Origin of the sequence: Caldicellulosiruptor hydrothermalis 108 (genome assembly GCF_000166355.1) — a bacterium.
Lineage (GTDB): Bacteria > Bacillota > Thermoanaerobacteria > Caldicellulosiruptorales > Caldicellulosiruptoraceae > Caldicellulosiruptor > Caldicellulosiruptor hydrothermalis.
Genome location: NC_014652.1, coordinates 2,156,123 through 2,176,394, shown reverse-complemented (window position 1 = coordinate 2,176,394; position 20,272 = coordinate 2,156,123). Strand labels below are relative to the sequence as shown.

Annotated in this window: 16 protein-coding genes; 7 read left to right on the top strand and 9 right to left on the bottom strand. The window is 35.9% G+C overall.

Going from position 1 to position 20,272, the window contains the following annotated elements; genetic code table 11:
• Positions 1 to 39: 39 nt before the first annotated feature.
• Positions 40 to 1,032 carry a CotS family spore coat protein gene (locus tag CALHY_RS10690; RefSeq protein WP_013403965.1) on the top strand — a complete coding sequence of 331 codons (993 nt, stop codon included), beginning with the start codon at positions 40 to 42 and terminating at the stop codon, positions 1,030 to 1,032.
• Positions 1,033 to 1,099: 67 nt separating this feature from the next.
• Here CALHY_RS10690 and CALHY_RS10685 read toward each other — a convergent pair whose 3' ends face one another.
• Genes CALHY_RS10685 through CALHY_RS10675 form a run of 3 tightly spaced genes read right to left on the bottom strand, consistent with a single transcriptional unit; the run spans position 1,100 to position 3,480 of the window.
• A complete protein-coding gene (locus CALHY_RS10685; RefSeq protein ID WP_013403964.1) occupies positions 1,100 to 1,888 on the bottom strand; it encodes a type III pantothenate kinase in 789 nt (262 codons plus the stop codon).
• A 24-nt stretch (positions 1,889 to 1,912) separates the two neighbouring features.
• Positions 1,913 to 2,233 carry a heavy metal-binding domain-containing protein gene (locus CALHY_RS10680; protein ID WP_013403963.1) on the bottom strand — a complete coding sequence of 107 codons (321 nt, stop codon included), beginning with the start codon at positions 2,231 to 2,233 and terminating at the stop codon, positions 1,913 to 1,915.
• Between the two features lie 11 nt (positions 2,234 to 2,244).
• Positions 2,245 to 3,480 carry an LL-diaminopimelate aminotransferase gene (locus CALHY_RS10675; protein ID WP_013403962.1) on the bottom strand — a complete coding sequence of 412 codons (1,236 nt, stop codon included), beginning with the start codon at positions 3,478 to 3,480 and terminating at the stop codon, positions 2,245 to 2,247.
• 326 nt (positions 3,481 to 3,806) lie between these two features.
• Here CALHY_RS10675 and CALHY_RS10670 point away from each other — a divergent pair, with 326 nt between their 5' ends.
• The 4 genes from CALHY_RS10670 to CALHY_RS10655 all read left to right on the top strand — a co-directional run bounded on the left by CALHY_RS10670 (position 3,807) and on the right by CALHY_RS10655 (position 9,672).
• Positions 3,807 to 4,481, top strand: a complete 675-nt coding sequence (locus tag CALHY_RS10670) for a 4Fe-4S binding protein (protein ID WP_013403961.1) — start codon at positions 3,807 to 3,809, stop codon at positions 4,479 to 4,481.
• Between the two features lie 218 nt (positions 4,482 to 4,699).
• Complete coding sequence (locus CALHY_RS10665) at positions 4,700 to 6,787, top strand: ribonucleoside triphosphate reductase (RefSeq protein ID WP_013403960.1); 2,088 nt, start codon at positions 4,700 to 4,702, stop codon at positions 6,785 to 6,787.
• 756 nt (positions 6,788 to 7,543) lie between these two features.
• On the top strand, positions 7,544 to 8,425 hold the full coding sequence (locus CALHY_RS10660) for a hypothetical protein (RefSeq protein WP_013403959.1): 882 nt from the start codon (positions 7,544 to 7,546) through the stop codon (positions 8,423 to 8,425).
• Between the two features lie 14 nt (positions 8,426 to 8,439).
• Positions 8,440 to 9,672: a WG repeat-containing protein gene (locus CALHY_RS10655; protein ID WP_013403958.1), complete on the top strand. Its 1,233-nt coding sequence runs from the start codon at positions 8,440 to 8,442 to the stop codon at positions 9,670 to 9,672.
• 642 nt (positions 9,673 to 10,314) lie between these two features.
• Here CALHY_RS10655 and CALHY_RS10650 read toward each other — a convergent pair.
• Together CALHY_RS10650 and CALHY_RS10645 are read right to left on the bottom strand one after the other, a co-directional pair.
• Positions 10,315 to 10,620, bottom strand: a complete 306-nt coding sequence (locus CALHY_RS10650; RefSeq protein ID WP_013403957.1) for a hypothetical protein — start codon at positions 10,618 to 10,620, stop codon at positions 10,315 to 10,317.
• A 107-nt stretch (positions 10,621 to 10,727) separates the two neighbouring features.
• Complete coding sequence (locus CALHY_RS10645) at positions 10,728 to 11,945, bottom strand: RNA-guided endonuclease InsQ/TnpB family protein (RefSeq protein WP_013403956.1); 1,218 nt, start codon at positions 11,943 to 11,945, stop codon at positions 10,728 to 10,730.
• Between the two features lie 360 nt (positions 11,946 to 12,305).
• Between CALHY_RS10645 and CALHY_RS10640 the strand changes: the two genes are divergently transcribed.
• Both CALHY_RS10640 and CALHY_RS10635 read left to right on the top strand, forming a co-directional pair.
• Positions 12,306 to 13,256 carry an ROK family protein gene (locus CALHY_RS10640; protein WP_013403955.1) on the top strand — a complete coding sequence of 317 codons (951 nt, stop codon included), beginning with the start codon at positions 12,306 to 12,308 and terminating at the stop codon, positions 13,254 to 13,256.
• 33 nt (positions 13,257 to 13,289) lie between these two features.
• Positions 13,290 to 13,934 carry an SGNH/GDSL hydrolase family protein gene (locus CALHY_RS10635; RefSeq protein WP_013403954.1) on the top strand — a complete coding sequence of 215 codons (645 nt, stop codon included), beginning with the start codon at positions 13,290 to 13,292 and terminating at the stop codon, positions 13,932 to 13,934.
• Between the two features lie 71 nt (positions 13,935 to 14,005).
• Here CALHY_RS10635 and CALHY_RS10630 read toward each other — a convergent pair whose 3' ends face one another.
• The 4 genes from CALHY_RS10630 to CALHY_RS10615 are packed head-to-tail and all read right to left on the bottom strand — an operon-like array spanning position 14,006 to position 20,270.
• Positions 14,006 to 16,468 (bottom strand): glycogen/starch/alpha-glucan phosphorylase, encoded by a 2,463-nt coding sequence (locus CALHY_RS10630; protein WP_013403953.1) that lies wholly within the window; start codon positions 16,466 to 16,468, stop codon positions 14,006 to 14,008.
• A 28-nt stretch (positions 16,469 to 16,496) separates the two neighbouring features.
• Complete coding sequence (gene glgA, locus CALHY_RS10625; protein ID WP_013403952.1) at positions 16,497 to 17,933, bottom strand: glycogen synthase GlgA; 1,437 nt, start codon at positions 17,931 to 17,933, stop codon at positions 16,497 to 16,499.
• The gene (gene glgD, locus CALHY_RS10620; protein ID WP_013403951.1) at positions 17,930 to 19,072 is read right to left on the bottom strand and encodes a glucose-1-phosphate adenylyltransferase subunit GlgD; all 1,143 of its coding nucleotides are present in this window, start codon (positions 19,070 to 19,072) and stop codon (positions 17,930 to 17,932) included. The genes glgA and glgD overlap by 4 nt, the downstream gene beginning before the upstream one ends.
• Positions 19,073 to 19,091: 19 nt before the next feature.
• Complete coding sequence (locus CALHY_RS10615; protein ID WP_013403950.1) at positions 19,092 to 20,270, bottom strand: glucose-1-phosphate adenylyltransferase; 1,179 nt, start codon at positions 20,268 to 20,270, stop codon at positions 19,092 to 19,094.
• Positions 20,271 to 20,272 lie beyond the last annotated feature (2 nt).

Genomic DNA, 20,272 nt, shown 5'->3' with positions numbered 1-20,272 from the left:
GTTTGCTCATATAGTTTTTAGTGGGAGGTGTTTTTTGTTATGATTGCTCTGAGAGAGGAAATAACTCAATTTTTTGATATAGAGGTTTTTTATTTTATGCCTATCCGTGACATTTTAGTTCTCTCCACCGGCAGTGGTCTTAAATGTTTTAAAAGAGTAGACTATTCGGTGGAAACGCTTTTGTTTATTCACGGGGGCAAAGAACACCTTGTTTCAAGAGGGTTTATAGACATTGACAGGTTTAACTTAAGCAAGGAAGGCTTGCCTTATGTTATGTTGGGTGATGAAATCTATGTGTTGACAGACTGGATTGACGCGAGAGAGTGTGAACTTGAAAACCCGATAGAACTGAAAGCTGCGACAGAAAAACTTGCCATGCTGCACGAAGCATCAATAGGTTATACAAATGTTCCCGAAGGTGCAAGGGTCAGAGATGATTTGGGAAAACTTCTTACAAGGTTTGAAAAGCGCTGCAACGAATTTTTGCGTATGAGAAAGATGGCAGAGAAAAAAAAGAGCATGTTTGATTACGAGTATCTATTTACATACTCATATTATTTTGACCTTGCAAAGGAAGCGCTTGAAAAACTTAAAAATTCAAATTACTTAAAACTTTGTGATGAGGCAAGAGAAAAAAGAGGTTTTATTCACCGAGATTACTCTTACCACAATATTCTCTACACTCACGATGGTGATGTATATATTATAGACTTTGATTATCTTACCTATGACCTTCGAATAGTTGACCTCACAAGCTTTATGCAAAAGGTGTTAAAAAGGATTCACTGGGATATAAAAACAGGTGAGAGCATCTTGAACTGGTATTCAAATGTATCGCCGCTGAACAAAGACGAGCTTGAACTTGTCTATATAATCCTGCTTTTTCCCTACAGATATTGGAAAACATGCAACAGATATTATAATGGTAAAAAGAGCTGGTCTGAAAAAGCATTTACAAACAAGCTTCATGAAGTTATTGCAGAAAAAGAATTTCACTATGATTTTATTAGGTGGCTTGAAAAACAGATATAAAAAGAAGGGGCAACAAAACCTGCTGTTTTTTTTAAGGTTTTATTGCCCCGTGTTTATTTTAGCATTTTTAAATTGACATCTGTTTGTTTTTATAGTATATTATCCTGAGTCCTTCTAATGTCAAGGTAGGATTTACAATCTGAATTGTTTTTGACTCTTCAGCAATAAGCCTTGCAAGACCACCTGTTGCAATAACCTTTGCGTTTATCTCACCCATTTCTTCTTTTATCCTGCTTACCATGTAATCCACAAGACCGACATAACCATAGAGGATACCAGACTGCATGGCATGTACTGTATTTTTGCCAATTACACTTGGTGGCTTTTGAAGTTCTATTCTGTGAAGCCTGCTTGCATGAGAGAAAAGTGCCTCTGCCGAGATTTTAATGCCTGGTGCAATTGCACCACCTAAGTATTCTGATTTTCTTGAGAGTGCACAGAAGGTTGTTGCCGTTCCGAAATCAATTATTACTGCAGGGCCTCCATAAAGTTCGTTTACTGCAACAGCATTGACAATTCTATCTGAACCAACTTCTTTCGGGTTTTCAGTTTTGATGTTCAGTCCCGTCTTGATGCCTGGACCCACCACCATAGGATTTGTTCCAAAATACTTTTGTATTGCCCTTTCGAACGAATACATAATTGGTGGTACCACAGATGAGATGATAACATCCATTATTTCAGCTGGATTTATACCACTGTACAGAAGCATCTGTGTCATAAGTATTCCAAACTCATCTGCAGCCTTTTCTTTGTCAGTCTTCATCCTGTAACTTGCCATCAAATCTTTCCCTTTGTAAACACCGAACACAATATTAGTATTGCCAATATCAACCACTAAAAGTTTATCTTTCATTTTTTCTCTCACCTATTAAAGAGTTTATTCAACTACAACAGCAGTTCCTGTAACAGAAACCATGAGCATACTTCCATTTGCACCCAAAACCTCATAATCAATATCAATCCCAACAACTGCATTTGCACCAAGCATTGCAGCCCTATTTTGAAGTTCTTGCAGAGCTTCTTCTCTTGCCCTTATAAGCTCATTTTCATATGTTCCAGACCTTCCACCAAATATGTCTGTGATTGATGCAAAAAAGTCTTTTACTATGTTAACGCCAACAATTACTTCACTGCTCACAATTCCTTTGTATTCCACAATTTTTTTGCCCTCAATAGAGGGAGTTGTTGTAACAATCATCAGAAAACCTCCTAAAATTCAAATTCCACATCAGAAAGTCTTCTTTTGAGTTCTTCCGTAACTCTTATTTCGTCCTCAGGTGTCTTTGCTTCAAATGTGACAGAGAACCTCACAAAATGTCCTGCGTCGTCCCATGGAACTGTTGAGATGCACTTTTCTGTGATTAAGTATTCCGAAAACTCTTCAGCTGTCTCAAACCTTCGGCCATTTTTAATGCCCTTTGGAATCTCAACGTACAAATAGAAAGACCCCTTTGGCTTTTGAGCATCAAAACCAAGATCTCTTAATGTTTTTACAAGAAGGTCATGACGGCGTGAATATTTTTCATTGATTTTCTCAGTGATCTCAGGATGCTCCAGTGCATAAATTCCTGCTTTTTGTATAGCCTTGAACTGACCAGAATCGTTGTTGTCTTTGACAGCTGCAAATGCCTTTACAACAAGCTCATTTCCTGCAACAAATGCAAGTCGCCACCCGGTCATATTGTACGCTTTAGATAGAGAATGAATCTCAACACCAACTTCTTTTGCCCCTTCAACTGACAAGAAGGATAGTGGCTTGTAACCGTCAAACACCAAAGCTGCATATGCTGCATCGTGCACAACTATGATGTTGTTTTCCATTGCGAATTTTACGACCTCTTCAAAAAACTCTTTTGTTGCAACGGCACCACATGGATTGTTAGGATAGTTCAAATACATAAGTTTTGCCCTTTTTCTTATGTCAGCCGGGATTGATGACAAATCTGGCAGGAAATTATTCTCTTTCAAAAGTGGGACATTGTATACCTCACCACCAAGCCATTTTGTGATTGTTCCTAAAACAGGGTAGCCTGGCACAGTCATTATTGTTACATCACCAGGGTTTATAAATGCATAGGGCAAAAGTGCTAAGGCTGACTTTGAACCAATCGCGTGGTTTACCTCTGTATCAGGGTTAATACCCTTGACGCCGTACACTCTTTCTAAGTATTTGGCAGCTGCTACTTTAAATTCATATATACCATTGTCAGCATACCCTCTGTTTTCATCTTTTCCTGCTTCATAGGCAAGTGTTCCAATTATACCCATGTCAGCTTTTTCATCAGGTTCACCAACCCCCATATCAATGAGTTCCATGTCAGGGTGAAGCTCTTTTGCTTTTGCCTTTGCCCTTTTAATCTTTTCAAACTTGTAAAGAATGGTTTCTTTACCAAATTTGCTTCCGCCAATTCTCTCTGCAAACATGTTCTGAATAAAGCTTTCCACCAAAAACCCCTCCTTCAAAATTTGGTATAGCATTGTTTTATAGTATTCTGATATGGTTATTCACAATTTGATTGCTGATCCAAGTCGATAAGGTCAAATATGTGGTTAGTGATATTTTAACATAAAACATCAGATTTATGAAAGGGTAATTTAGTTTCGAAATTTACAGCAAAACTAAACTGATTGTGCAATTTAGAAAATTTATTTTTCACATTTATTAGCAAATTTCATAAAGGCTTTCTAATTGACATACAATACCTACCCATGGTATAAAAAATACCTGGATTGCATATGACACAAAAGAAAAAGGTAAGGGGGTATCTGACATGGAAGTACTGGAAAGAAAAAATGAAAAAAGATTGAAGATGGACAAAAGTCACATTGCAAAGATATTTTTGACTTTTGTATTTTTTGGAGTTTTAATAGGCGGACTTTTTTATCCGAAAGTAGGTTTGTTTGCATTTGTGTGCATGATAGGTAGCGTTTTGCTGAGCTTGTATAAAGGAAGGTACTGGTGCTACAGGTTTTGTCCGAGAGGAGCGTTTTTAGATGAGTTTGTTGCAAAAGCAAGCTTTAATAAAAATATTCCTGCAGTTTTAAAATCAAAGGTTGCAAAAGCATTTATGCTTACATTTTTTGTTGTGATGATGAGTGCGAATGCTATTTTAAGCGGGGGAGATTTAGAGAGATTCGGAAAAGGTGTTGTGATGCTTTTATGGGTTACAACTTTGATTGCAATAATTTTGGGAATTTTGTTTAGAGCAAGAACATGGTGTGTTTTATGTCCGATGGGGACAGTTAGCGGAGTTGTGGGCAAAAAAAGAGGGACGCTCAAGATAGATGCCCAAAAATGTGTGAGCTGCAAGCTTTGCAACAAAAATTGTCCGATGGAAGTAGAAGTTTGTTATTTCAAAGAAAATGGAAACATTGAAAGTGTAAACTGTATAAAATGCGAAAGCTGCAAAGTGGTATGTCCTAAAAACGCAATTGAAATAGCTTGAGTAAAAGGCGGGCACCAATTTTTTAGAATATGCCTGCCTTTTGTTTTTTAAAAAATTTTTTGTTCCCCATTGATTTGGAAATGAGGTTGGAATATAATATATTGTGCTGGATGAAAAATAACGACACAATATATAGTGGTTATTGATTCATTAAAAGACTTTTATGTTTTTAGAAACTTTTAAATTTTGAAAAGGCAGGTGAAGGGAGAAAGATACCGATGATTACAAAGGTTATGAAAAGGGATGGGACAATTGTTGACTTTGACCGCAAAAAGATAGAAAATGCAATCTTTAAGGCAGCAAAGGCCGTTGGTGGTTCTGACTACTCAATTGCTGAAAAGCTCACAGACCAAGTTATTGAAATCTTAGAGCAAAAATTCGGCTATTCAATTCCGCATGTAGAGGATATTCAGGATATAGTGGAAAAGGTTTTGATAGAAAACGGTCATGCAAAGACAGCAAAGGCTTACATTCTCTACAGAAAACAGCATCAGGATATGAGAGAGTTCAAAAACCTGTTTTTGGACATTGAAAACACAGTTGACCAGTACATTGGCAAGATGGACTGGAGAGTCAATGAAAACAGCAACATGAGCTATTCTCTTCAGGGGCTCAATAACCACATATCAACAGCAGTTATTTCAAAGTACTGGCTAAACAAGATATACCCAAAAGAGGTTGCAGAGGCTCATATAAATGGCGATTTCCATCTTCATGATTTGGGTGTGCTTGGAGTATACTGCTGTGGCTGGGATTTGAGAGACCTTCTTTTAAACGGTTTTACTGGGGTTGAAGGAAAGGTTGCATCAAAGCCGGCAAAACATTTTAGAAGTGCTCTTGGTCAGATTGTAAACTTCTTCTATACACTTCAAGGTGAGGCAGCAGGTGCACAGGCTTTTTCTAACTTTGACACATACCTTGCACCTTTTATATACTACGACAAGCTCACATACTCTGATGTAAAACAGGCTCTGCAAGAGTTCGTGTTCAATACAAACGTGCCAACAAGGGTGGGTTTCCAGAGTCCATTTACAAATATAACCTTGGACTTGGTGCCTCCTTCCACCTTAAAAGATGAGCCAGTGATTATTGGCGGGCAGATTATGGATAGGACCTATAAAGAATTTCAGCGCGAGATGGATATGTTCAACATGGCATTTGCAGAGGTTATGATGGAAGGAGATGCAAAGGGAAGAATATTCTCATTCCCAATACCCACATACAACATCACAAAGGACTTCGACTGGGACAGCCCGGTTGTAAACAAGATAATGGAGATGACAGCAAAGTATGGCCTTCCTTATTTCAGTAATTTTATAAATTCGGATATGAAACCCGAAGATGCCAGAAGTATGTGTTGCAGGTTAAGATTGGATAATCGTGAGCTCAGAAAACGTGGCGGAGGTCTTTTTGGTGCAAATCCACTGACAGGCTCAATTGGAGTTGTTACAATCAACCTTCCAAGAATAGGGTACCTGTCAAAGTCCGAAGATGAATATTTTGAAAGATTAGCAAGGCTCATGGACATTGCAAAGACAAGCCTTGAGATAAAAAGAGAGGTATTAGAAGATCTTACCAAGAAAGGTTTGTATCCATATTCAAGATTTTACCTGCGCGACATCTATGCACGCTATGGTGAGTATTGGAAGAACCACTTCAATACAATTGGAATTGTTGGAATGCACGAAAGCCTGCTTAACTTCATGGGCGTTGGTATTGATACAAAAGAGGGAAGAGAGTTTGCTATAAAAGTGCTTGACTTTATGAGAGAAAGAATAAGAAAGTACCAGGAAGAGACAGGAATTCTTTACAACCTTGAGGCAACACCTGCAGAAGGAACATCATATAGGCTTGCAAGAAAAGACAAGCAGATGTTCCCGGACATAATTACATCAGGAAAAGACGAGCCATTTTACACAAACTCAACCCAGCTTCCTGTTGACTACACAGATGATATATTCACAGCTTTGGACCATCAAGAAGAGCTCCAGATTCGCTACACAGGCGGAACTGTTTTACACGGCTTTGTTGGTGAGAAGATTGACGATATTGAGGTTTGCAAAGAGATAGTCAAAAAGATTGCGTACAACTATAGAATTCCTTACTATACAATAACGCCGACATTCTCTGTATGCCCAGACCATGGATATGTTGCAGGTGAGCACTTTAGCTGTCCAACCTGTGGCAAAGAGTGTGAGGTTTACAGCAGAGTTGTTGGCTACTACAGACCTGTTCAGTGCTGGAACAAAGGCAAGCAGGAAGAGTTTAAGTTTAGAAAAGAGTATAAGATTGCGGTGAGAAGATAATGGCGTTTATTATTAGTTTAAAGTTTAATAAAGAAAGGAACTGTCTTTTTAGCTAATGAAGGCAGTTCCTTTTTTATTTATATTACAAAATATTGTTGTAGATGTAATTTTAAAAAATGTTGACATATTTACTTTTGTAGAGTAAAATAAAAATAAAGATTAAATGAAAAACAAAAGGTATAATGTCAAGGAGTTTTAGAGAGAATTTTTTAGATAATCATGCCAAAAAAGATAATAAAATACCGGGCTGCTCAGCAAGGAAAAATTTAACTGACATCTTGTTTGAAAAAACTATTAAAATAAAAAATAATTGATGCAAATATCACCTCTTTTTTTATATAAATTTAATGTTTTCAAGAGTCATAGACAAAGCCAAGTCATTTGCCTGAGCTAATGATGGATGTAATTTGTATAAACGCTTGAGTCTCGGTTTTAAGTATTTCAGCGATTTTGTTGACGTCTGGGAGTCTGTTGTTGCCGTTATCGGACACAAACTTAATTAAATCCTCTAAAGGCATAGAAGCGATATCGTCAGGTGTAAAGTTTTCGATGATAGCGCAAGATGCCTTACGAAGATATCTGAAAATGGCCACTCTTGAGAATAAGTAGAGAATTTAAGGTATATGAGCATTCCTGTAATGAACGAAAATGAGGAGGTGTTTTAAATGAGCTAATAACGCAAACAAAATAGTCTGGTATAAATATGTATTTAAGTAATTATTAATATTTAAAAATACCAGAAAGGAGAGGAAAACAATGTTAAGAAAGTCAATAGTTTCAACAGTTTTAATGGTTTTAATTATGATATCTCAATTATACACTTTTGCGAGCGATAATCTGACGTTAAGTGATTTAGGTATTGTAGATATAGATATAAAAAATATGAGTGATGAAAAGAAGAGTTTTTATAACAATCTGAAAATTCTGAATATCAAAGAAGAGACAAAGTACTATCAAATAGAAGTAAGGAAAAGTAACTCTGAAAGTGAAGAGAGAAAGAACAAGAATCAGAATAATGAGTATGAAACAAAAATTATTGAAATTACAAAATCTGATTTTGAGAAACAAGTTTTTCAATTAAATAAAAAAGTAAATGTTAATATTAACGCAAGTAATACTGATAGTATTAATTTATCATGGGTTAAGATGACCACAAAAATTGCACTAATTGAGGGTGATGAATATGTTGTGACAAATGATATATCATATTTTGAATCAAATGGTTTTTTACAACCAGTAAATACTCATATTATAGGAATAGGAGTAGGTGCTAATTATTCTGTAATTAAAGATAGTGAGTATTTAAGACACGAATATACATTATACTCTTCTAATTTAGGTATTTATGAACCGGGTCAATATGATTATTACTGGACGGCTTATGAGAAAAGTGCGCAAGGATATGCATTTGTTATCCAAACGTACGAAACACAAATTAATAATAGGGCTTTTATGGCTTTAGGAATTAAAGCAAATGTATCAAATACGACTGTAGTCGACGCATATGGACATTATGCAAAGTATACGAAGAGTGTAACACCAAGTATTTCATTTAGTATAAATGGTGCTTCCATAGATATAACACCAACTACAAATTTAATAAAAGCGCCTAATACTCATGTTCAGCTTTATAGATAATGGAGTGAGTTTTAATGATATATGTAAAAAATATTCAATTCCCAAAAAAAGTTTTTTTCTCTTTTATTACAGTATTGATAGTATTTTTATTTCTTACAATTAATACAGTTTCTCGCTGTGAAAAAATTGACATTCGCTTCGTAAAAATAGAAGAAGAATATAATGTTGATGATTTTTCTTATTTTTCTGAAGGAAAGATTATAACAAAATATAATGGAAAGTACGGTTATATTGACTCCAGTGGAAAGAAGGTTACAGATTTTGTATATGATAAGGCTCTTCCCTATAACAATGGTGTTGCTAATGTTTGTAAAGGTGGTAAATGGGGATATATTGATGAAAAAGGCAATGAGTTGATTTCTTGTAGATTTGATAGTTTAGGGGTCAAGTTTGGAAATGGTTTTCTTCAAAAGAAAGGTAATAAGTGGTATTTTGTACAACCTAACAAAAAATGGGTAAGTGTGTTTAAAGGTAATTATGATGTCATAAGAGCTATGAGTGAAGGTTTTTCTGCTGTTAAAAAAGGATCAAAATGGGGTTATATAAATTCTAAAGGAGAACTTGTTATTCCTCTAAAGTTTGATGATGCAGGAGATTTTTTAGAAGGAATTGCTCCTGTTAAAATAAATGGCCAATGGACTTATATTAACACAAGAGGAAGTCTTGTAACCAGAGGAGTGTTTTTCAGTAGTGTATCTTCATTTTATATGGGAAGAGGAATTATTAATAAAGATGGTAAATATGGAGTTGTTGATAAAAGCGGTAAAATTGTTATTAAACCAATTTACTCATGGTTAGGGTTTCCAATAAACAAACTTTTTCCAGCAAGTATTAGTAATAAATTTGGAGTATTAGACATAAATGGGAATATTGTAGTTAAGTTTGAATATGATTCTATAGGATATTTTTTTGATAACTTAGCACTTGCGCAAAAAGGAACCAAATTTGGATATATTAATTCACAAGGAAAAGAAATAATTCCATTTGAGTATGATTATGCAACTGATTTTAATAATGGTTTGGCAATTGTTCAAAAGGGAGATTACTCGATGGTTATTGATAGGAAAAATGATACAAAGGTTAAAGTTAAAAAACCTTACTTCTTTTTAAATATTTCTGAAGGGATAGCGGTTGTAGAGAATAATAGAAAGTTAAAAGGGTTTTATATATTTAGAGAGCTAAGTAATAAAAGAATTGATAATAACAATATAAAGTTATACTATAAAAATCTCAAGTTTTACAATTAAATATTACTGGTTGGTAAATAAAAAATGTAAAACAGGGCTGTTTGATAAAACAACCCTGTTTTAGAAAAACATTACTATTTTAAATTATTTTACCTCATGCAACAGTATCGATTTGTGGAATACTTTTTTAACATTATTGTAGTTGATACATACGATTACTTTATTTAAAATTATAGGCAGAATAATTTTAAAATTTTATATAGGCAGTTACTTTGTTATATTATATTTGCAAATCTTACATCATCTGTACTGTCTTTTTTCTGATTGAACAAGAATATCTTCCATTAATTTCAATTAATATTGAAGATTATATTCTCATTTTTAATTCTGTTTTTTAACATGACTTAGCTTATTGTACAGTTTGTATACCACAAAGAACATACAGCAAAAGATATAGTTTCAATTATATAAAAATATTGACGTGAGATTTCTTTGAAAATAAATTTATACTAAATTCTACTTTTTAAATATTGTTCTAAATTAATAAGGTAAATTAAGATAAGCAATAAATAAAAGAAATAGTAAAAGTTTTATATTTCCTTTATTAGTTATTTGTTCTTTAATTTTTTAACAATGGTGAAATTACTACAATTGATAGTGCTTTTGATTTCTGAGGTTTCTCATTCTTACAAGATGTTTATTTTAGAAGGTTTTAAATATTGATTTGTGGATTAATTTATCTACTATTAATACTAGATAAAACACCAAACCGCTGATTGGAATGCCAAAAAGGTAGAAGAAATTTTTTGTTTCAATCATTTTTAAAATGGAAATTATTACTGCAGTGCAACAGGATGTAAATAATACTATTTTAGTTAATTTCCACGGCCTTATAAAGTCAGGTTTTGTTTGGACTCCAAATTGTTTCCATACCTCTTCAAATCCATACCTTCCTACAAGCAATGCTAATTCAGGTAGAAACAAATAGACAATTATAACACTTAGCATTAATAGCAGACCGCCAAATGATTTGTTAATAATGGAAAGAATAGTACTCCCAGTGAACTACCGCCCACCTATAGAGGTGGTGGCTTTGTGAGAAGTTTGGTAGGCTTTCAAGCTACCCTTATTCTCACAGGGTGGTTCACACACCCACTACTGGTTATCTGCTTCTTCACAGACTCACCAGCTACTTTCCCAACTATATTTATTGCCCCATTTATATCTGCATTAACTACATGCCCACATCTTCTGCATACGTACAATCCCCTGTGTTTCCTATTGCTCTTATCTACTATCCCACATCTGCTGCATCTTTGTGATGTATAGCTCTCATCTATTTCCATGTACCTTATACCATAGTGCTTGCATTTTGCTTCCAATTTTCTCTTGAACTTGTCATATGGTATACTCACAAAATTTTGATTATTCACCCTACCAAGATTTATCCCCTGTTTGATATCTTCTAACTGCCCTACCACTATATTACCTATCCTCTTTTCTAAACAGTGCTTAATTACAAAATTCACAGTCTGATTTAAAAAATTGTCAATTATATGCTGTCTTTTTAGAGAAATCTTTGCAAGTTTTGAGCCCATTTTGATTCCCTGTTTTGAGTATACACTTTGAAGTCTTGCCCTTTGTTTGTTGTACCATCGGTTGACTGATTTTAAAAACCTACCCTCTATCAAAAAGGCAGTCCCAATGGTATCAACAATAGCAGCAAAATTGTTTACTCCTAAATCTATCGCTAAATATCTGCTCGGGTCAAGAATGTTCATCTGTTCTTTTTCCTCATACACATACTCAATCTCAAACCATCTGCCACAAAACTTCGGTATTATCCTGACTTCACTGAGCTTTTTGTCTGAAATAATTTGTGGCAGTTCAAAATACAAGTATCTTACACCAAACTCTTTCGCAAAACCCCTACCAAGACTCAATCGTACTTTTTTGCCTTCCATTTTGAACTGATCCTTAGGAAAAACAATTTGGTACATCCCGTCCTTTGGCAGATATTTTGGTATTGAAACTTTTTTATCTGTTTTCTCTTCTTTTTTGGCTTTCAAAAGACCTAAAAAGGATTTAAATGTTTCATCTACAGAAATAAGTGTTTGCTGAGCAACCTGTGATGGCAAAAGTCTGTAATTTTCGTTTTCTTTCACAAGATGATATACACTTTCATATCGCAGATATTCCTGAGTTTTAAAATAGTGTTGCCTTACTTGATACAAAGCATAATTGTACAAGTTTTTTGAAAAATGGCAAAGCATTCGCAGTAGTCTGTATGTTTGTTTATCACATCTTATATGATTTTTCTGAGTTTTGTACATTTAACATCACCTGAAGAATATTGTACCATATTTTTAGCAATTCATCTCCATCTTTTAGAAGATGGAGTCTTCTTGCTTAATTCTCGATAAAGCCAATAAAGGCAGGGACTAAAACGAAATATTTAAAAAAGACCTCAAATATTTTACCTATTAACTTCATAGCTTCTCCTCTATTATGTTGCAAATTTTTTTTCATAATATCAAAAAAACAATTCTTGTAGCTAACAATAAATATCTAATTTTTATGCAAACTTATTATGCAAAATATCTAAAAATAAAGACTAAAAAGTCTATTTTACTTAATCTCTTTTTGTTGATATAATAAAATCAAAATCTTAAGAATTAGAAAGGAGAGAGAAGGTGTATTACATAGGAATTGACTTGGGAGGAACAAACATTGCAGCAGGAATTGTTGATGAGGAAGGCAAAATTTTAAAAAAAGGTTCTGTTCCAACAGGTGCGCACAGGCACTACACAGAGATTATGAAAGACATGGCACAGCTAAGCCTTGACCTTGTAAAGGAATGTGGTCTTACACTTGACGATATTCACTCAGTTGGAATTGGAAGTCCTGGTACACCTGACAATGAAAAGGGCATGATTCTTTACAGCAACAACATTGCTTTTTTGAACGTTCCTATGAGAGAAGAGATACAAAAATACATTCCAAAGCCTGTAAACATAGAAAACGATGCAAACTGTGCAGCATATGGCGAGTATATAGCAGGCGGTGCAAAAGGCACAAAGATTTCTGTTACAATTACATTGGGAACTGGCATTGGCGGGGGAATTATAATCGATGGCAAAATATACACCGGGGCACACCATGCAGGTGCAGAGCTGGGGCATATGGTAATTTGTGTTGATGGTGAGCAGTGCACATGTGGCAGAAGAGGTTGCTGGGAGGCTTATGCTTCAGCAACAGCTCTTATTCGAATGACAAGAGAGGCTGCTGCAAGGGATATAAACGGCACTATCATGAAGCTTGTAAATGGTGATATTTCAAAGATTGATGCCAAAACAGCTTTTGATGCAAAGCGAATGGGAGATAGCGTTGGGGCAGCAATTGTTGATAAGTATGTAAAATATTTAGCAGAAGGTCTTGTAAATGTTTGCAATATATTTGAACCAGAGGTAATTTGCATTGGCGGAGGAGTTAGCAAAGAAGGAGAGTATCTTTTAGAACCTGTGAGAAAGCTTGTGTATGAAAAATTCTACTGCAAACAGGTTCCAATGCCCAAAATCATTCCTGCCGTTTTGGGAAATGATGCTGGTATAATTGGGGCTGCGCTTTTAGCAAAGCAGCTGTGAAATGTAAAATTAAAAAGAAGGTGGGCAGCAAAAATGAAGATTGAAAATGGAAGCAAACTTCTTTTCATAGGCGATTCAATAACCGACTGCGGAAGGGCAAGACCTGTTGGAGAAGGTCTTCACTGGAATAACCTTGGCAACGGATATGTTTCTCTTGTTTCAGCTCAGCTTCTTGCAAAGTACCCAGAAAGCAGGATAAGAGTTATCAATATGGGTGTTGGAGGAGATACTGTAAGGCATCTCAAAGCGCGTTGGCAGACAGATGTTTTAGATTTAAAACCTGACTGGCTTTCTATCATGATAGGTATAAATGATGTTTGGAGACAGTTTGACAATCCTTTGATTTATGAGTGTCACGTGTATTTAGATGAGTATGTTTCAACATTAAACCAATTGATAGAAGAAACAAAGCCGACTCTCAAAGGGCTTGTTCTGATGTCGCCATTTATAATTGATGACAACAAGAATGATGCTATGAGGAAAAAGATGGATGAGTACCGATTTGCAATGAAAGAAGTAGCTCAAAAACATGGTGCTATATTCGTAGATGTTCAGGAAGAGTTTGATAATTTCTTAAAACATTATCATTCATATGCGCTTGCGCTTGACAGAATCCATCCAAATCTCACAGGCCATATGATTATAGCCAATGCGTTTTTAAAAGCTATAGAGTTTTAAATAAACAAAAAAGGCAGGCCCATTAGAACTTTGAATTTTTTGCCTGCCTTTTTTTAAGTTTTTATGCAAGTTTAGTCTGGAATTTCAACCCTTTTTATATGCCAAATTTCATCAGCATACTTTTGAATGGTATTGTCACTTGAAAAAATTCCAGATGCTCCTATGTTGATTATCATCATTTTTCGCCAGCGTTTGGTGTCTCGGTAGAGCTTATCAATTTTCATTTGAGCTTCATGGTAAGAGTCAAAATCTTTCAATACAAAGTACTCATCGTTATATGTTATCAAGTGATTATAAATATCCATAAACTCACCAGGTGGCACGTCAAAAAAGTTTCCGATTAACTGGTCAATGAGCCTTCTGATTCTCAAATCTTTCTGGTAAAGCTGGCTACTACTGTACCCGCCATTTTTGTAGTAGTCCAAGACCTCTTCAGCCAAAAGGCCAAAAATGACTATGTTCTCATCACCCACTGCCTCTTTTATCTCCACATTTGCACCGTCCAAAGTTCCAATGGTAATTGCGCCGTTCATCATAAACTTCATGTTGCCTGTGCCAGATGCTTCTTTTGAGGCTGTTGAGATTTGCTCTGACACATCAGCAGCAGGGATAATTTTCTCTGCTAAAGATACACAATAGTTTTCCAGGAACACTACTTTGAGTTTGTCTTTTACATCTGGGTCTTTGTTGACCTTTTCAGCAATAGAATTTATGAGTTTTATAATCTTTTTTGCAAGGATATAACCCGGCGCTGCTTTTGCTGCAAAGATAAAGGTTCGCGGATAAATATCCAAGCTGGGATTTTCTTTTAGCATATTGTAAAGATGCAAAATATGAAGAGCGTTCAGAAGTTGGCGCTTGTATGCATGAAGCCTTTTTGCCTGCACATCAAATATTGAGCGCGGGTCAACCACAATGTTGTATTTTTCTTTTATATACTTGGCAAGTTTGACCTTGTTATTAAATTTAATATTAGCAACAAGCTCCTGTGTAAGCTTATCTTCTGCAAAATCTTTGAATTTTAACATCAGCATAGGCTCTTTTATCCACCTGTCTGTCTGTAAAGTTTCAGAGATGAGCCTTGCTAAATCCGGGTTTGCTTCAACAAGCCATCTTCTGTGGGTAATACCATTTGTCTTGCTGTTAAACTTTTCAGGATAAAGGCTGTAAAAACATTTCAAAACTTCATTTTTTAAAATCTCTGTGTGAAGTTTTGAAACCCCATTTACAGAGCTGCTACCAATAACAGCCAAGTGTGCCATGTTTATTTGACCATCTTGGATAATAGCTACGTTGCATACTCTTTGCCAATCACCACCAGTGCGTTCAAGCATCTCGCTGCAGAATCTTCTATTTATCTCTTCGATTATCGTATATATCCTTGGAAGAAGAGTTTTTACCATATCAATCGGCCACTTTTCAAGAGCTTCCACCATTATAGTATGGTTTGTGTATGCAACAGTTTTTGTTGTTATATCCCAGGCTTCTTCCCAAGAAAGACCTTCCTCGTCAATGAGTATTCTCATAAGTTCGGGTATTACAAGTGTTGGATGGGTATCATTTATTTGAATCATTACATAATCTGGAAGCTGGTGTATGGATTTTCCACGTTTTTTAAATGTCCTTATTATGCTCTGAACACCGGCTGATACAAAAAAGTATTCCTGTTTGAGTCTCAAAATCCTGTTTTGTTCGTTTGTGTCATCTGGATACAAAACTTGGGTGATAGACTGCACCATATACCTGTATTCCACAGCTTTAATATAGTCACCTCTTGAAAACGAAGCAAAATCAAATACATTTTCGAACGGTTCTGCACTCCAAAGTCTCAGGGTGTTTACAGTGTTACAGCCATATCCAATTATAGGAATATCATAAGGTATTGCCCAAACAGGTTCATAGTTTTCGTGGAAGGCTTTCAGTTTTCCATCAACAATGTCAAAACGCACTGTTCCACCAAACTTTACAATGCAGGCTCTATCGCTTCTTTTTACCTCCCATACATACTCTTCAGAAAGCCAGTTGTCAGGCACCTCAACCTGATACCCGTTTTGAATTTTTTGTTCAAAAAGACCGTATCGATATCTTATCCCGTTTCCATGACCGGGAAGACCCATTGATGCCATAGAGTCCAGAAAACATGCAGCAAGCCTTCCAAGTCCGCCGTTGCCAAGTCCTGGTTCTCTTTCTGCCTCTTCAATGTCTTCAAGAGTTATGCCAAGTTCGTTTAAAGCTTCTCTGCAGACATCACGTATTCCCAAGTTTATGAGATTGTTAACAAGAAGTTTCCCAAGAAGGAACTCTATCGAAAAGTAATACACCTGTTTTACATCGTTTTGCTTGTAGTACTTGTTTGTCTGAAGCCATCTCTCAAAAGAGTATTCCTTTATAACCTCGCCAAGAGCAAGGTATTGCTGATAAGTTGTTGCTTCTTTTGGGTCAATTGCAAAGAGGGATATAATCTTTCGCTGAAAATCCTGCTTTATCTTTTCTTTGAGTTCTTCTTTTGAAAGACCCTTAATTCCACCTATCATCAAAAATTTTCCTCCTGAGTCTGAATTTTTATGAGTTTAAAAGGCTTTCATAAACCTTTTGATATTCGTAGGCTGAAGCATTCCACGAATTGTCTCTTGTCATTGCCTGATAAACAATAGATCTCCACTGAGCTTTGTCGGGATATATGGAAAGTGCATATTTTATGATAGCAAAAAGTTCTGCAGGATCATAGTTTGCAAAAGAGAATCCCCAGCCCTCACCTGTAAACTGATTATAAGGTTTTACTGTATCTTTAAGTCCACCTGTCTCTCTGACAATCGGCACACTTCCATACCTCATGGCAATCAGCTGGGATATTCCGCAAGGCTCTGTCAAAGATGGCATAAGATACATGTCAGAGCCGGCATAAATTTTTCGTGCGAGTTCTTCGCTATAACATATGTTCACAGACACTTCAGAGGGGTATGCTGCAGCATAGTGTCTGAACATCTGCTCATAATGGTAATCACCAGCCCCTAAGATAACAAGCTGAACTGGTAGTGTCAAAAGCCTGCTTAAAATTTTTTCTATAAGATCAATTCCCTTTTCCTTTGTCAGTCTTGAGACCATACCAATGACTACAATTTCATCTGTAACAGGTAAATTTAACATTTGCTGGAGTCTAAATTTGTTTTCCTTTTTACGGCTTTCAAATGTATTTGCATCATAATTTACAAAGATAAATTTGTCCGTTGCAGGGTTGTAAACTTCATAGTCAATTCCGTTAACAATGCCTATTAATTTTTCTCCAATCCCAGACAAAAGCCCATGTAGTCCTTCGCCGTGAGAAAGTGTTCTGATTTCGTTTGCATATGTTTTGCTCACAGTTACAACCTTGTCAGAGTAGATTATGCCTCCTTTTAAGAATGAAATTGCATCATAGAATTTGAGCCTGTTTTCATCAAAGTATTCATCAGGAAGGGAAAGGAGATCATGCATAACTTCTTTTGGGAAGACACCCTGATATTTCAAATTGTGTATCGTGAGAACTGTCTTTATTTTCCGATGCTTTTCAGAATGCATATAATGAGCTTTCAATAAAACCGGGATTATGCTTGTGTGCCAATCGTTTACGTGAATGATATCCACGTCAAAGTCAAGATGATACACAGCTTCACATACAGCTCTTGAAAAGAATGAAAACCTTTCTCCATCATCATAGTAGCCGTAATATCCCGGTCTTTTGAAGTAATATTCATTGTCTATAAAATAGAATGGAACGTCATCTAAGTTTAAATACTCAATACCACAGTACTGGTTTCGCCAGCCAACAGGGACTGTAAAGTGACACAGATGTTTCATCTTTGTGGAAAAGTCGGAGCTAATATCACCGTACTTGGGCATAATGACTCTGACATCAATTCCCAGTTTTCTTAGCGCTTTTGGCAGAGAATATGCCACATCTGCAAGTCCCCCACTTTTAGCAAAAGGGAATGCTTCAGACACTGCAAACAGAACTTTCATACCCTTTTCACCTCTTTTAACTGGCTTAAATTTATAAAACTTTGCTTTTCCATCACAAGAGGATTTTTGTTATGCCCGATCAATGTGGCATTTTCATCTATTACCACGTTTTTGTCTAAAATGACATTTTTCAATATAGCACCGCTTTTAATAATGCATTTTGAAAATATTATACTGTTTTCAACAATTGCATCTTTTTCTATTACAACTCCTCTTGAGATTATGCTATTTTTTACCTTGCCTGCAATAAGGCATCCGTTTGACACAAATGAGTTTTCAACCTCACATGTGGAAAAATACCTTGTTGGTGGTGAATCATTGGACTTTGTGTAAATGGGTCTTTCCTCTGAAAAAAGTTCACGCTGGATATCAACATTTAACATGTCCATTGATACTTTAAAGTATGAGGAGATAGAGTTTATACATCCTACATATCCTTTAAACTCATAAGCTTTTAAGTTAATATTCTGGACATTTTTGTATATAAAATCTCTGAATGTTGTACAGTTGCCATTTTCAAGACATGTCAAAATACAGTCAATCAAGAATTCTTTGCTGAGTACAAACATATCCAAAGATATGTTTACAGTTGTGCGCCTTCCTATGTTTTTCCCAACTCCCATTACATTTGAGTTCTGGTCAATCATCAGGGTAGGAAGGTCTAAAAAAAGGTCATCTTCATTGGAAATCTTTTTGTACACAACTGTCACATCAGCCCCGCTTTCTTCATGGAATTTTGCTACATCTTCAAAATCTATATTACAAATCATATAAGATGAAGTAAAAATTACCATTTCTTTTCTACTGCGAAGTAAGAATTCCATATTGCTTTTTAAAAGTTTTATATCACTTATGGAAGGCGGTTCATACGAATAGTTGAAAATGTAAAGGCCATCAACCTTGCGGTTCAAATCCCAGGGCTTGCCTGTTCCAACATGGTCTATCAAAGACCTTGACTTGGTTGGAGCCAGAATCCCAACGTTTGTGATGCCTGCATTGACAAGATTTGAAAGCACAAAATCAATAACCCTGTATCTGCCAAATATAGGAATTGACGCTAAAGGCCTTGTTGCTGTGAGGCTTTTGAGTTTACTTTCATTTTCTGTAAGGCTCACAATACCTAAGTAATTTGTAAGCATTTTAATCTCCTCCACTCGATTATTCTGAAATTATGATGTCAGAAGTCACCTTTTTGTTTTCAGGAACAACTGCAATTTCCCCCGGTTTTCCAATAACTTTGCAACCTTTTGTAACTCTTGCCCCTGAGCACACAATTGCATTTTCAACAATGGCACCATCTTCGATTGAGGCGCTGCTAAGTAAAACAGAGTTTATAACTCTGGCATTTTGTCCTACGTACACGTTGTATGACAAAACTGAATTGTAAACCTCACCCCATATGCTACAACCTTCTACTACCATCGACTTTTTGACCTTTGCACAAGGGGCTATGTATTGAGGTGGATATGCAATTGATGAGGTATAAACTTTTGTTTCTTGGTTATAAAGGTCTAAAGTGCAACTTGGCGCATCCAAAAGACACTCTTCATTCAAAAGGTCCATGTTCGCCTCCCAGTAAGACTCAACTGTTCCTACATCTTTCCAGTATCCTCTAAATTTATATGCATATAACTTTTCGCCGCTTTTTAGCATTTTTGGAATTATATTTTTTCCAAAGTCATGGGCAGATTCCTCATCCTTAGCATCTTCTTTTAGGTATTTTTTTAATTTTTCCCAGTTAAAAATATAGATTCCCATTGACGCAAGATTGTTTTTTGGATGTTTTGGCTTTTCTTCAAACTCGTATATTCTACCATCTTCTTTTGTATTCATGATTCCAAATCTTGAAGCCTCTTGGATAGGTACTTCAATGCATGCAATTGTCACATCAGCTTTCTTTTCCTTGTGGAATTTAAACATCTCTTGATAGTCCATGGTATAGATGTGGTCGCCAGACAGTACTAAAAGATACTCAGGTGAGAACAACTCCACAAAGTTCATATTTTGGTAGATAGCATCAGCAGTGCCTTTGTACCAATTTCCGCCACTGTCATTTGTGTGAGGTGGCAGGATGTAAACACCGCCTTTTGTGCGGTCCAAATCCCATGCAGTCCCGATTCCAATGTGACAGTGTAATGTAAAAGGCTGGTACTGAGTCAAAACTCCAACAACGTCAATTGATGAGTTTGTACAGTTGCTTAGTGTAAAGTCAATTATCCGATACTTTCCCCCAAACTCCACAGCAGGCTTTGCATTTGTTTTGGTAAGCTCTTTAAGCCTACTTCCTTGCCCGCCAGCTAAAATCATTGCTATAATCTCACGCTTGGGACCGTTCATTT